8 protein-coding genes and 1 pseudogene are annotated in these 13,215 nt (G+C 60.7%); 6 read left to right on the top strand and 3 right to left on the bottom strand.

Annotated elements, in window-relative coordinates; all coding sequences use genetic code 11:
* Positions 1-2 precede the first annotated feature (2 nt).
* Positions 3-851 carry a peptidylprolyl isomerase gene (locus tag AC0L4F_RS19180; protein WP_244690993.1) on the bottom strand — a complete coding sequence of 283 codons (849 nt, stop codon included), beginning with the start codon at positions 849-851 and terminating at the stop codon, positions 3-5.
* 172 nt (positions 852-1,023) lie between these two features.
* Between AC0L4F_RS19180 and secA the strand changes: the two genes are divergently transcribed.
* From secA to AC0L4F_RS19210, 6 genes and pseudogenes are all read left to right on the top strand, one after another.
* Positions 1,024-3,777 carry a preprotein translocase subunit SecA gene (gene secA / locus AC0L4F_RS19185; protein ID WP_244690994.1) on the top strand — a complete coding sequence of 918 codons (2,754 nt, stop codon included), beginning with the start codon at positions 1,024-1,026 and terminating at the stop codon, positions 3,775-3,777.
* Positions 3,778-4,010: 233 nt separating this feature from the next.
* Positions 4,011-5,354, top strand: a complete 1,344-nt coding sequence (locus AC0L4F_RS19190) for a hypothetical protein (protein ID WP_244690995.1) — start codon at positions 4,011-4,013, stop codon at positions 5,352-5,354.
* Positions 5,355-5,378: 24 nt separating this feature from the next.
* Positions 5,379-6,944 carry a substrate-binding domain-containing protein gene (locus AC0L4F_RS19195; RefSeq protein WP_244690996.1) on the top strand — a complete coding sequence of 522 codons (1,566 nt, stop codon included), beginning with the start codon at positions 5,379-5,381 and terminating at the stop codon, positions 6,942-6,944.
* 328 nt (positions 6,945-7,272) lie between these two features.
* Positions 7,273-8,267: pseudogene (gene deoC, locus AC0L4F_RS19200) on the top strand (deoxyribose-phosphate aldolase).
* A 4-nt stretch (positions 8,268-8,271) separates the two neighbouring features.
* Complete coding sequence (locus AC0L4F_RS19205; RefSeq protein WP_244690997.1) at positions 8,272-8,571, top strand: hypothetical protein; 300 nt, start codon at positions 8,272-8,274, stop codon at positions 8,569-8,571.
* Positions 8,568-10,913: an aldehyde dehydrogenase family protein gene (locus AC0L4F_RS19210; RefSeq protein ID WP_244690998.1), complete on the top strand. Its 2,346-nt coding sequence runs from the start codon at positions 8,568-8,570 to the stop codon at positions 10,911-10,913. The genes AC0L4F_RS19205 and AC0L4F_RS19210 overlap by 4 nt, the downstream gene beginning before the upstream one ends.
* A 66-nt stretch (positions 10,914-10,979) precedes the next feature.
* On the opposite strand, the gene tdh is transcribed toward AC0L4F_RS19210, so the two are convergent.
* On the bottom strand, positions 10,980-12,014 hold the full coding sequence (gene tdh / locus AC0L4F_RS19215) for an L-threonine 3-dehydrogenase (RefSeq protein ID WP_244690999.1): 1,035 nt from the start codon (positions 12,012-12,014) through the stop codon (positions 10,980-10,982).
* Complete coding sequence (locus tag AC0L4F_RS19220) at positions 12,011-13,198, bottom strand: glycine C-acetyltransferase (RefSeq protein WP_244691000.1); 1,188 nt, start codon at positions 13,196-13,198, stop codon at positions 12,011-12,013. Before AC0L4F_RS19220 ends, tdh begins: the two co-directional genes overlap by 4 nt.
* Positions 13,199-13,215: the final 17 nt, after the last annotated feature.

A 13,215-nucleotide genomic window follows, 5' to 3' on the forward strand; every position in this document is an offset into this window, starting at 1 on the left:
ATTTATTGTCCGATAAGATCGAGGTTTTTCAGAATTGCCGTGTCAATTTCTTCCTTTTCGGTGCGCGTGACCTCTGCTGCGTCGGTCAAAGCGTCCAGCTCGGCCTCCAGGGCCTGGTTGCGCACCTTTTCTTCCAATTCGCCGCGTACGGCCTCCAGCTCCGGTGCTTCCTGCACGCGGGTGTCATTCAACTTGATCACGTGCCAGCCGAATTGGGTCTGCACCGGCTCGGAAATATCGCCCTTGCCCATGTCTTTGACTGCATTCTCGAATTCCGGCACCATCATGCCTTCGCCGAACCAACCCAGGTTGCCGCCGTTGGGGCCAGAGGGACCGGTCGAATGGGCCTTGGCCAGTTCCGCGAAATCTTCGCCGTCACGGGCGCGGGTCACCAGATCGGCAGCCTCTTCTTCGGTTTCCACCAGAATGTGCGAGGCATTGAATTCAACACCGCGATCCGCGCCTTCGTAGCTGTCCGCATAAGCGGCGGCGATGGCCGCTTCGCTGATCGCGCCATCCATCACCGATTGCGCATGTTCCGCCGCACGCAGGGCGCGCTCTTCGTTGTCCAGCGCCATGGCCACCCGTGCAGAGACCGTATCGGGGCCGGATTGCACCAGAACGGTCTGCTGAATGATCTGGTCCAGGATGCCATCCCAAAGCACGTCATCGGGCAATTGCTTCAGCTGTTCCGGCAGGCTGGCGCGGATCATGATCATGTGACCCAGGGTCACTTCGGTGCCATTGATCGTTGCCACCACCGTATCGGCAGTTGGGGCGCTGTGCTGCTCTGCATATGCCGGAACGGCAAGGAGCGCCGCAAAGACCGTGGATTTAAGGCATTTCAACATCATCTGTTCCTTCAATCATTGCCGCAACCATGGGCGACGTTGACACTGCTTGGGGTGGCCCTTACATCGCTTTTGTCCAGCCGGGCACCTGTTTCCCCAAATCCATATGGGTTGCGGCGATGACGGGCAAGGCGGGCACACGCAGATTTGCGCATTATTCGACGGAGAGATTATGCTGGGCTTTGGAAAAATCGCCAGATCGGTGTTTGGAACGCCGAACGACCGCAAGATCAAGGCGACCCGCCCGCTGGTCGACAAGATCAACGCGCTGGAGCCCGAGTTCGAGGCGCTGACAGATGACGGTCTGAAACAAAAGACCAAGGATCTGGCCGATCGCGCCAAGGGCGGCGAGAGCCTGGATGACCTCCTGCCGGAGGCTTTTGCCAATTGCCGCGAGGCCGCCAAACGGGCGCTGGGCCTGCGGGCCTTTGACGTGCAGCTTCTGGGCGGGATTTTCCTGCATCAGGGCAATATCGCCGAAATGAAAACCGGCGAAGGCAAAACCCTGGTGGCGACCTTCCCGGCCTATCTGAATGCGCTGACCGGCAAGGGCGTGCATATCGTGACGGTCAACGATTACCTTGCAAAACGTGACGCCGAATGGATGTCCAAGGTGTATGGCGCGCTGGGGCTGACCACTGGCGTGGTCTATCCGTGGCAATCCGAACAGGAAAAACACGACGCGTATAATTGCGACGTCACCTATGCGACGAACAATGAGCTTGGGTTTGATTACCTGCGCGACAACATGAAATCCGAACTGAAGGATATGTTCCAGCGCGGACATAACTTTGCCGTGGTGGATGAGGTCGACAGCATCCTGATCGACGAAGCGCGGACCCCGCTGATCATTTCCGGCCCGGCCGAGGATCGCAGCGACCTCTATCAGACCATCGACAAGCTGATCCCGTTGCTGAGCGAAGATCACTACACCATCGACGAAAAGACCCGCAACGTCACCTTTACAGACGAGGGCAACGAATATCTGGAAAACCAGCTGCGGGCGCATACGCTGCTGCCCGAGGGGCAGTCGCTTTATGATCCGGAAAGCACCACCGTGGTGCACCACGTCAATCAGGGGCTGCGCGCCCACAAGCTGTTCCAGAAGGACAAGGATTACATTGTTCGCGACAATGAAATCGTACTGATTGACGAATTCACCGGGCGGATGATGTCCGGGCGCCGTCTGTCCGATGGCCTGCACCAGGCGATCGAGGCAAAAGAGGGCTGCGAAATCAAACCCGAAAACGTCACATTGGCCAGCGTGACCTTTCAGAACTATTTCCGGCTCTATGGTCGTCTGTCCGGCATGACCGGCACCGCTGTGACCGAAGCCGAGGAATTTGCCGAAATCTATGGTCTTGGCGTGGTCGAAATCCCGACCAACAAGGGCATTGCCCGCGTCGACGAAGACGACAAGGTGTTCCGCTCGGCGGAAGAAAAATACAAGGCAGTCATCGAAGAGGTGAAGGCCGCACATGAACGGGGCCAGCCGGTGCTTGTCGGCACCACCTCGATCGAAAAATCGGAAATGCTGAGCCAGGCGCTGACCCAGGCCGGGTTGAAACACAATGTTTTGAACGCGCGCCAGCACGAACAAGAAGCCCAGATCGTCGGCGATGCCGGCAAACTGGGCGCTGTGACCATCGCCACCAACATGGCCGGGCGCGGCACCGACATCAAATTGGGCGGCAGCGTCGAATTCAAGATCATGGATGCCATTGCCGCCGCCCCGGATGCCGACCCCGAAGAGATCCGGCAACGGATCGAAGAGGGCCACACCGCAGACGAAGAAGCGGTCATCAATGCAGGCGGGCTTTATGTGCTGGCCACCGAACGCCACGAAAGCCGCCGCATCGACAACCAGCTGCGCGGTCGTTCGGGCCGGCAGGGCGATCCGGGGCGGTCGTCCTTCTTCCTGTCGCTTGACGATGATTTGATGCGGATTTTCGGCTCTGAACGTCTGGACAAGGTGCTCAACACCCTTGGCATGAAAGAGGGCGAGGCGATCGAACACCCTTGGGTGAACAAATCGCTGGAACGCGCCCAGGCCAAGGTCGAAGGCCGCAACTTTGACATCCGCAAACAGCTTCTGAAATTCGATGACGTGATGAACGATCAGCGCAAGGTGATCTTCTCCCAGCGCCGCGAGATCATGGAAGCCGAAGATCTCTCCGAGATTGTGCGCGACATGCGTCACGATGTAATCGACGAGCTGGTCGATCAATATCTGCCGCCAAAATCCTATGCCGATCAATGGGACATCGAGGGGCTTCAGGGCGCTGCGATCCAGTATCTTGGCATGGATTTGCCGTTGCGGGATTGGGCCGACGAAGAAGGTGTCGACCAGGAGGTCATGCGCGAGCGTCTGGAAGACGAGAGCGACAAATACATGGCGCAAAAGGCCACGGCATTCGGCCCCGAAACCATGCGCAACATCGAAAAGCAGGTGCTGCTACAGACCATCGACGGCAAATGGCGCGAGCACCTTCTGACGCTTGAACATCTGCGCTCGGTTGTGGCGTTCCGCGGATACGCCCAGCGTGACCCGTTGAATGAATACAAGAACGAGGCCTTCCAACTGTTCGAAACCATGCTGGAAAGCCTGCGCGAAGAAGTCAGCCAGAAGCTCGCCCAGATCCGCCCGATGTCGCAAGAGGAGCAGGCCGAATTGATGCGCCAGATCCAGGCACAGCAGGCGGCGCAGAAAGAGCTGGAACAACAGGCCCAGCCCGTTGGTCAGGCCGCCCCCGAACCCGAAGCGCCGGCTCAGCCCCAAGGCGAGGCGATCGCCGCCGCCGGAGAAGACGGCGCATTGCCGGGCTTTGACGAAAATGATCCCACCACCTGGGGCACTCCCGGCCGCAACGAACTCTGCCCCTGCGGATCCGGCAAGAAGTTCAAACATTGCCACGGTCGCGTTTGACCGCATGAACGACAATTGATTTTGCAAAAGGCCGGGCGGATTGCCCGGCCTTTTTGCTTTCACGATTTGTGAAGGCGGCGGGAACAATATCCGCATAACCGCCGGATTGTGGTGCAAATGCGAAAATTGTGGCGACAATCGTCCGAATCTCTCCGCGTAACCGCCGCATCTCTGCCCCGTTCTTCCACCATACCAGTCTGCGGAAAATCCCGACGACGGGTGTGGAGTAAAAGATGAAACTTCGGTTCGGTAAAATCATCACTGGCACATTGCCCAAGCTGCCCAAAGGCAAACTGACGCTGGGCGCGATGCCCCTGGGCAAATTTGCCCGTGGCAAAGCCACCGGCGGCGCATCTGGTGCAAAAAAGGGCGGAGCCAAATCCATGCTGCGCGGTATCCCGGTCAACCGGGCCACTCTGGCGCTTGGCAGTGGGGCGGCGATCTTTGCCATCGGGTTTGTCATGCAGAATTTCGGCGGTCACCCCGCTGCGGATCAACTGCGACACGCCGAAGCCATCGCACGGGTCAACACACCGGCCAACGCCACATCACCCAATTCCAATCACACCGCCGACCTGAGCACGGCACAGATCTTGCCGCAAACCGCATCGGTCTCCGAACTTACCAGCGCCCTTGGGCTGGCCAATGTCACGCCGACATCTTCTGCGATCCTGCCAGACGACGCGCCCCCGGCCGCATTGCCACAGGATCAAATCGCCGCACTTCAAATAGAGCCGGAGGCCGAGCCAGCCCCGCTGGAAGTCGCGCTGTTGCAGGATGCTGACGCGCCCAATCCGTTTCAAACCTCCCCCGAGGACACCGCCGGAATTCTGGTCGCCGCCGCCGCACCCATGCAAGTGGCGCCAAACTCCGCCCCCGCCAGCGTGCCATCGACGGCCTGTGACATCACCATGACCGCAGATCCCGCGCCAACCGCCATGGCCGATCTGATGGTCACTGCCAGCTGCCTTCCCGATGCCCGATTTACCCTGCATCACAATGGCATGATGTTTCACGCGCTGACCGACGCCAACGGCCAAAGCAAACTGCGGGTGCCCGCATTGTCGGAAAACGCCGTGTTCATCGCATCTTTTGCCAATGGCGAAGGCGCCGTGGCCCAGATCGACGTGCCCACGCTGGCGTTTTATGACCGGGTTGTCGTCCAATGGCACGGCAATGCCGGTCTTGGATTGCATGCGCTGGAATTTGGCGCGACATATTTTGACAAGGGCCATATCTTCAGCGGGGCCCCCGGCAACATGAAGGATGCCGCCAATGGCACCTCTGGTTTCCTGTCCCGTTTCGGCCATGACACCGGGCCTGCGGCATTGATGGCGGAAATCTATACCTTCCCCACCCGCACCAGCGAAAATGATGGCCAAATCGGCCTCTCGATCGAAGCAGAAGTGACCTCGGCCAATTGCGACCGCGAAATTGATGCCCAAACATTGCAGCTGACACCGGGTCAAGCCCTGCGCACCAATGATCTGACGCTATATATGCCCGCCTGTGACGCCTCTGGTGACTTTCTGGTGTTGAATAATTTGCTCCAAGACCTGAAAGTCGCCCGCAACTGAACAGCGACCTGAGGGCCGAGCCAAATGACCAAGCAATGTGCGGCGTTCTGCGCCGCACTTTTCCTATTTCTGACAGGCCTGGCTCCGGCGGTCTCGGCACAGGATGTCACCCTGACATCGCTCGACGGCGCCGTCGAAATCGAAGGCACGCTGCGTGGCTTTGATGGCGAATTCTATCGTTTGGATACGGTTTATGGCGAAATCACCATTGATGCCTCTGGAGTAAGCTGCGACGGGCCGGGATGTCCCAACCTCGAAGCTTACGTCGCCGAAATGCGGGTTTCGGGCTCTGCCACCATGGGAGAGGTGCTGATGCCGGCCTTGATCGAGGCCTTCGCCCTGCGCAATGACCTGCAAGCCCTGCGCCAGGTCACGGGACCAGAGCGATTCACCTATGCGCTGCGCGACCGCGAAAGCGGCGACACCAAGGCGCTGTTCCACTTTCACAACACCAACACTAACGAAGGCTTTGCCGATCTCCTGGCCGATGACAGCGACATTGTCATGTCCCTGCGCGAGGTGCGCCCCTCCGAAGTGCGCAATGCACGCGAGGTCGGCTTGGGGGATCTGACCGGGGCGAATCGCAGCCGGGTTCTGGCGCTGGATGCGATGGTGCCAATCGTGTCGCCACGCAATCCAATGGCGGCCATCAGCCCGGCCCAACTGGCGCGCATCTTTGGCGGTGGCATTACCAATTGGCTGCAATTGGGCGGGCCGGACGCGCCGATTGTCCTGCATCTGCGGGATGCACAATCGGGCATCGCGCAATCGGTTCAGGATCGGCTGATGGCGCCTGCGCGTCTGTCGCTGGCGAATGACATCACCCGCCATGCCACCAACAGCGATCTGGCTGATGCGGTGGCCAATGACGTGTTGGGCATTGGCATCGCCAGCTTTTCCGAAATCGGCAATGCCAAACCGGTGCTGCTGTCGGGACGCTGCGGGTTTCAGCTGCGCGCCACCCGGCTGGCGATCAAAACCGAAGATTACCCGTTGACCGCGCCAATGTTCCTCTATCTGCCCGCCCGCCGCTTGCCAAAACTGGCGCGGGATTTCCTGACCTTCACCCGGTCCGACACAGCCCAGATCGTCATCCGCCGCGCCGGCTTTGTGGATCAGGCCCCGGAAGAGGTCGCAATCAACGCCCAGGGCGATCGCTTTGCCAATGCGATCTCTGCCGCCGGATCGGAAACCAGCCTGGATGAACTGAAACGCATGGTCGCCACCCTTGGCACACGGGCGCGCCTGTCGACCTCTTTCCGGTTTCGCGCCGGATCGGCACTCCTGGATGCGCAATCCCGCTCCAACGTCCAACAATTGGCCCGTGCGCTGGAGGCCGGCAAATACGACACAAGATCCGTGATGTTTGTCGGTTTTTCCGACGGTGACGGCCCCGCCAGCGGCAATCGCGACATCGCGATGAAACGCGCCGCTGCCGTGCGCGACGCCGTGATTGCCGCCGCCGAAACCGCCAATTTCGACCGGGTTGTGGTGGAAACCGATGCCTTTGGCGAAGCGCTGCCCATGGCCTGTGATGACACCGCATGGGGCAAACAGGCCAATCGCCGCGTCGAGGTCTGGGTGCGCTGAACACGCCCCCCCACCTTTCATCTGACCAGAAATATCCCGGGGGGTTTGGGGGGCTGGCCCCCCATCCGTCCTGTGGTTTGGGGGGCTGGCCCCCCATCTATCCTGCGGTTTGGGGGGCTGGCCCCCCATCCGTCCTGTGGTTCGGGGGCTGGCCCATCTATCCTGCGGCTTGGCGCACCTGGCCCGCCAACCTCCCACAATCCCGCCGCCTCCCCCACATACACGCGCCTTCGCACGCTCTGCCCGCGACCTTCCGCAAAGCGACCCCTTGCCGCCCTTGCCCCATCATGGCACCGTTGCAGCAATTGATCCAAGGGGGAGGGAGCCCATGGCAACCACGACCAAAACCGCAGAAGACACCACACATCTTCCCCAGACATTTGAGCCACGCAATCCCGGAATGGAGCTGGACCTGGACTGGGTGCTGGGGGTAGAGGCCAACCGATCCGCCATCGAACGCCGCGCGGCGACCTTGCCGGGGCGGCGCAGTGTGAAAAAGGACTTTCAGGCGGCCTGGCTCTGCCGGGCCATTTCCTGCATCGACCTGACGACATTGGCCGGTGACGATACCGAGGGCCGGGTGCGGCGGCTCTGTGCCAAGGCGCGCCAACCGGTGCGGGCCGACATCCTTCAGGAACTGGGGATGGAGGGGCTGACCACCGGCGCGATCTGTGTCTATCACGACATGGTGGCCACCGCCGTCGCCGCGTTGGAGGGCACGAATATCCCTGTCGCGGCGGTCTCGACCGGGTTTCCCGCCGGGTTGTCGCCGTTTCACCTTCGCGTGGCCGAGATCCATGAAAGCGTCCAGGCCGGTGCCCGCGAGATCGACATCGTGATTTCCCGCCGCCATGTCCTGACCGGCAATTGGCAGGCGCTTTATGACGAGATGCGCGCCTTTCGCGCCGCCTGTGGCGAAGCACATGTCAAGGCGATCCTGGCGACTGGCGAATTGGGCACGTTGAAGAATGTCGCCCGCGCCAGCCTGGTTTGCATGATGGCGGGGGCGGATTTCATCAAGACCTCGACCGGCAAGGAAAGCGTCAATGCCACCCTGCCCGTGTCGCTGGTGATGATCCGCGCAATCCGCGAATACCATCAACGCACCGGCGTGCGCGTCGGATACAAACCCGCCGGCGGATTTCCAAGGCCAAGGATTCGCTGACCTATCTGGCGCTGATGAAAGACGAGCTTGGCGACCGCTGGTTGCAACCCGACATGTTCCGCTTTGGCGCATCGTCCCTGCTGGGCGATATCGAACGCCAGCTGGAACACCACGTAACCGGGCGGTATTCCGCCAGCTATCGCCACGCAATAGGCTAACGCCATGCAGCTCTCTCCGGAAACCGCTGCAATTGCCCTGTTTGCGATGCTTGTCATTGGCAGTTCGCATTGGCGCTGGCGGCGCATTCGCCGCGCCATGCGGGGCTTGCCGACGCGGATGCAACGCCTTCTTGGGCCTGATCCGCTGTTCTTGCCACCCCCTGACGACCGGTTGCCGGATGAGCTGCGCGCCTATGCGGCGCTGCACCGGCGATCCGCCTGGGTGCAATATCTGCTTTGGGGTCTGGCGTTTGTCTGGATTGGCTACATCATTTACTCTGTTCTGAAAGGAACGCCGCAATGAGTGTGAAAGAGATTTTCGAAACCATGGAATACGGCCCCGCCCCCGAAAGCGCCGGTGATGCACTGGCCTGGATCGTTGATCAGGGCAGCCGGTTTGGCATGTACATCAATGGCGACTGGACCGCGGCACGGGGCGAATTCACCTCGAAGAACCCTGCCAATGGCGAAACGCTGGCCGACCTGACCCAGGCCATCCCGAGCGAGATTGACGACGCCGTCGCCGCCGCGCGCAAGGCCCAAGTCAAATGGCAGGGGCTGGACGGGCATGGCCGGGCGAAATACCTCTATGCCATTGCCCGTCTGTTGCAGAAACATGCGCGGCTGTTTGCGGTGCTGGAAACGCTGGACAACGGCAAACCGATCCGCGAAAGCCGTGATATCGACGTGCCCTTGGCGCAGCGGCATTTCTACTATCACGCCGGCATGGCGCAACTGATGGATTTTGAACTGCCCGGACGGGTGGCGCATGGCGTCTGTGGCCAGATCATCCCGTGGAATTTCCCGCTGTTGATGCTGGCATGGAAAATCGCCCCGGCGCTGGCGGCGGGCAATACGGTGGTGCTGAAACCGGCGGAATATACCTCGCTGACGGCACTGCTGTTCGCCGATATCTGCTCCCAGGCTGGTCTGCCCAAGGGTGTCGTCAATATCGTCACCGGCGATGGCGCGGTTGGTGAGGCCATCGTCAACCACCCCGGTATCGACAAGATTGCCTTTACCGGGTCCACCCCCGTGGGCCGTGCCATTCGCGCCGCGACGGCGGGCAGCGGCAAGGCACTGACGTTGGAGCTTGGCGGCAAATCGCCCTATATCGTGTTCGAAGACGCCGATATCGACAGCGCGGTCGAGGGGCTGGTCGATGCGATTTGGTTCAATCAGGGCCAGGTCTGTTGCGCCGGGTCCCGCCTCATCGTGCAGGAAGGCATTGCCGACACGTTCCACAGCCGTCTGCGCGCCCGGATGGACAAGCTGCGGATGGGCAATCCACTGGACAAATGCATCGACGTCGGTGCGATTGTCGATCCGGTGCAGCTCCAGACGATTTCCGCGATGGTGGACGGCAATACCGCCGGCGAGACCTATCGCGCCAATGTCGACATGCCGGCGCAGGGTTGTTTCTATCCGCCAACGCTGATCACCGGGCTGCACCCCAGTGACACGCTGATGCAGGACGAAATTTTCGGGCCTGTTCTGGTCGGAACCACCTTTCGCACCCCGGCAGAGGCGGTGCAGATCGCCAACAACACCCGCTATGGCCTTGCCGCGACGCTGTGGAGCGAGAATATCAATGTCGCGCTGGATATTGCGCCGAAACTGGTGGCCGGTGTGGTTTGGATCAACGGCACCAATATGTTCGATGCCGCCGCCGGTTTCGGGGGTGTGCGTGAAAGCGGTTTTGGCCGCGAGGGCGGTTGGGAAGGCATGTCGGCCTATACCCGTGATGCGGGCGAGGCCAAGGCGCAAGATCCCGTTGTGGCCTTCGCCGGGACCAAAGGGCCGGTCGACCCGCTGGACCGCACCGCAAAGCTCTATGTCGGGGGCAAGCAGGCGCGACCAGATGGCGGTTATTCGCGTGGGGTTTACGGGCCCAAGGGCGCGTTGCTGGGCCATGCCAGCCTCGCCAATCGCAAGGATGTGCGCAACGCGGTCGAAGCGGCCAAGGGTGCGGCATCCTGGGGCGCGACCACCGGACATTTGCGGGCGCAGATCCTGTATTACATCGCTGAAAATCTGTCGGCGCGGGCGGATGAATTTGCCGCGCGCATCGACGCGCTGACCGGTGGAAAGAAAGGCACAAAAGAGGTCGAGACCTCGATCAAGCGCCTGTTCACCTATGCCGCATGGGCCGACAAATTCGACGGCCAGGCGCATAATGTGCCGGTCCGCGCCGTTGCATTGGCCATGCGCGAACCTGTGGGCGTGATCGGCGCGCTCTGTGATGATGCGCTGCCGCTTCTGGGGCTGGTGTCGGCCATGGGTCCGGCGATGGCGATGGGCAACCGCTGTGTGCTGGTCGCCTCCGAAGCCTTTCCGCTGGCGGCAACCGATTTTTATCAGATCCTCGAAACCTCTGATGTGCCGGGTGGCGTGGTCAACATCCTGACCGGATCACATGGCGAGTTGGCCAAAACCCTAAGCGAACATATGGATGTCGATGCGGTCTGGAGCTTTTCTTCGACCGATCTCGCCGCGGACATCGAACGCGGGGCGGCGGCAAACCTCAAACGGACCTGGGTCAACAACGCCAAGGCGCGCGACTGGTTTGGCCCCTCGGGCGAGGGTCGTGCATTCCTTGATGCCGCGACCGAGGTCAAGAACATCTGGGTGCCTTACGGCGCATAGACCGGCGTGAAAATCTTCGGCTGCGCCTTCATTGCGCAGCCGAAAGACCGACGGGCGGCCAGGCCTCTACCACTCCAGCACCACCTTGCCGCTGTTGCCGGACCGCATCGCAGCGAACCCCTGTTCAAACTCTGCCGCGCGGAAACGGTGGGTGATGACGCCGCGCACATCCAACCCGTTTTCCAGCATGGCAATCATCTTGTACCAGGTTTCGAAAATCTCGCGGCCATAGACCCCTTTCAGGGTGATCGCCTTGAACACGATGCGGCTCCAATCCACCGGGGATTTGCCCGGCGGGATACCAAGCAGGGCAATACGCCCGCCCATGACCAGCGCCTCGACCATTTGGTCCAATGCGCGCTGATTGCCGGACATTTCCAGCCCGACATCAAAACCTTCGCGCATTTTCAGCGATTTGATCACGTCGTTCAGATCCTGTTCGGCGACATTCACCGGCACCACATCCGTCACCCGCGCCGCCAGCGCCAGCCGGTCGGGGTTTACATCGGTGATCACCACATGGCGCGCACCGACATGGCGGGCCACTGCCGCCGCCATGATGCCAATCGGACCGGCACCGGTGATCAACACATCTTCGCCCACCAGATCGAAGCTGAGCGCGGTATGCACCGCATTGCCCAATGGGTCGAGGATCGCGCCGATTTCATCGTCGATCTTATCCGGAAGCGGCACAACGTTGAACGCAGGCAGGCGCAGATATTGCGCAAAGGCCCCCTGTTCATTCACACCAATGCCCCGGGTTTCCGGGTCAAGATGGAACTTGCCTGCCCGGCTCTGGCGTGAATGCTTGCCAATCAAATGCCCCTCGCCGGAACAGCGTTGACCGATTTTCAGATCTTCGACCCGCGCGCCGATTTCAACAATCTCACCGGCAAATTCATGCCCCGTCACCAGCGGCACCGGCACGGTTTTCTGTGCCCAGTCATCCCAGTTCCAGATATGCACATCAGTGCCGCAAATGCCGGTCTTGTTGATTTTTATCAACACATCATCCGGCCCGATTTCCGGCACCGGCACGTCATGCATCCAAAGCCCTTCACGTGCTTCGGATTTGACCAGCGCCTTCATGTCATTTCTCATTTCAACACTCCCACGGCACGGCCTGCGCGTTCAAACGCGGCCAGCGCCTGATCCAGATCATCCTGTGTCAGGGCGGCGTTCATCTGGGTCCTGATCCGCGCCTGCCCCTTGGGCACAACCGGAAAGAAGAAGCCCGAAACATAGACGCCTTCGTCAAACAGCTTTGCCGCCATCTCTTGGGCCAGTTTGGCCTCGCCCAGCATCACCGGGATGATCGGATGCTCACCGGGCAACAGGTCAAACCCCAAATCCGTCAATCCCTTGCGCCAATAGGCGGCATTGGCGAACAATTTCGCGCGCAGATCATCCCCCTGTTCAACCAGATCGAGGGCAGTGATCCCCGCCGCAACCACGGCCGGCGGCAATGAGTTGGAAAACAGATAGGGCCGCCCGCGTTGCCGCAACAAGTCCACAACCGGTTGCGCCGCCGCGATATAGCCGCCAATCGCCCCGCCCAGCGCCTTGCCCAATGTGCCGGTCAGAATATCCGCTGAGACCCCGGCATGCGCCGGGGTGCCGGCACCCTTCGGGCCCATGAAGCCCGTCGCATGGCAATCATCGACCATCAGGATCGCGTCATATGTGTCGGCCAGCGCCCGGATCTCGTCCAGTTTGGCCAGATAGCCATCCATCGAAAACACACCATCGGTGGCAATCATCACGTGCCGCGCACCGCCTTCACGCGCTTCTTTCAGCTTGGCCTCCAGATCCGTCATATCGGAATTGGCGTAGCGATAGCGTTTGGCTTTGCACAGGCGGATGCCGTCGATGATGCTGGCATGGTTCAGCGCATCAGAGATCACCGCATCCTCGGGCCCCAACAGCGGTTCGAACACCGCGCCATTGGCATCAAAACAGGCGGCAAACAGAATCGCATCATCCGTTCCCAGAAACGCCGCCAGCTTCTGCTCCAGCGTACGGTGAATGTCCTGTGTGCCACAGATAAACCGGACAGAGGCCATTCCATAGCCGTGGCTGTCCATCGCATCCTTGGCAGATTGGACCAGCGCCGGGTGATTGGCCAGCCCGAGGTAGTTGTTGGCGCAAAGGTTGATCATCTGGCGGTCGCCAACCTGCATTCGCGCGCCCTGGGCCGAGGTGATCGGCCGTTCAATCTTCATCAATCCATCCGCTTCGATCCCGGACAGGGTGGATTTCAGGTGGTCAAGAAACATCTGTGCCATAGAGCGACTCCTTTGCT

The sequence above is a fragment of the Marinovum sp. J2-8 genome (genome assembly GCF_055808435.1).

What these genes read in the sequence shown, in the direction of transcription:
- secA (WP_244690994.1), top strand. Translation starts at nt 1,024, where the DNA reads ATGCTGGGCTTTGGAAAAATCGCCAGATCGGTGTTTGGAACGCCGAAC.
- AC0L4F_RS19180 (WP_244690993.1), bottom strand. Translation starts at nt 851, where the DNA reads ATGTTGAAATGCCTTAAATCCACGGTCTTTGCGGCGCTCCTTGCCGTT.
- AC0L4F_RS19220 (WP_244691000.1), bottom strand. Translation starts at nt 13,198, where the DNA reads ATGGCACAGATGTTTCTTGACCACCTGAAATCCACCCTGTCCGGGATC.
- AC0L4F_RS19205 (WP_244690997.1), top strand. Translation starts at nt 8,272, where the DNA reads ATGCAGCTCTCTCCGGAAACCGCTGCAATTGCCCTGTTTGCGATGCTT.
- AC0L4F_RS19190 (WP_244690995.1), top strand. Translation starts at nt 4,011, where the DNA reads ATGAAACTTCGGTTCGGTAAAATCATCACTGGCACATTGCCCAAGCTG.
- AC0L4F_RS19210 (WP_244690998.1), top strand. Translation starts at nt 8,568, where the DNA reads ATGAGTGTGAAAGAGATTTTCGAAACCATGGAATACGGCCCCGCCCCC.
- AC0L4F_RS19195 (WP_244690996.1), top strand. Translation starts at nt 5,379, where the DNA reads ATGACCAAGCAATGTGCGGCGTTCTGCGCCGCACTTTTCCTATTTCTG.
- tdh (WP_244690999.1), bottom strand. Translation starts at nt 12,014, where the DNA reads ATGAGAAATGACATGAAGGCGCTGGTCAAATCCGAAGCACGTGAAGGG.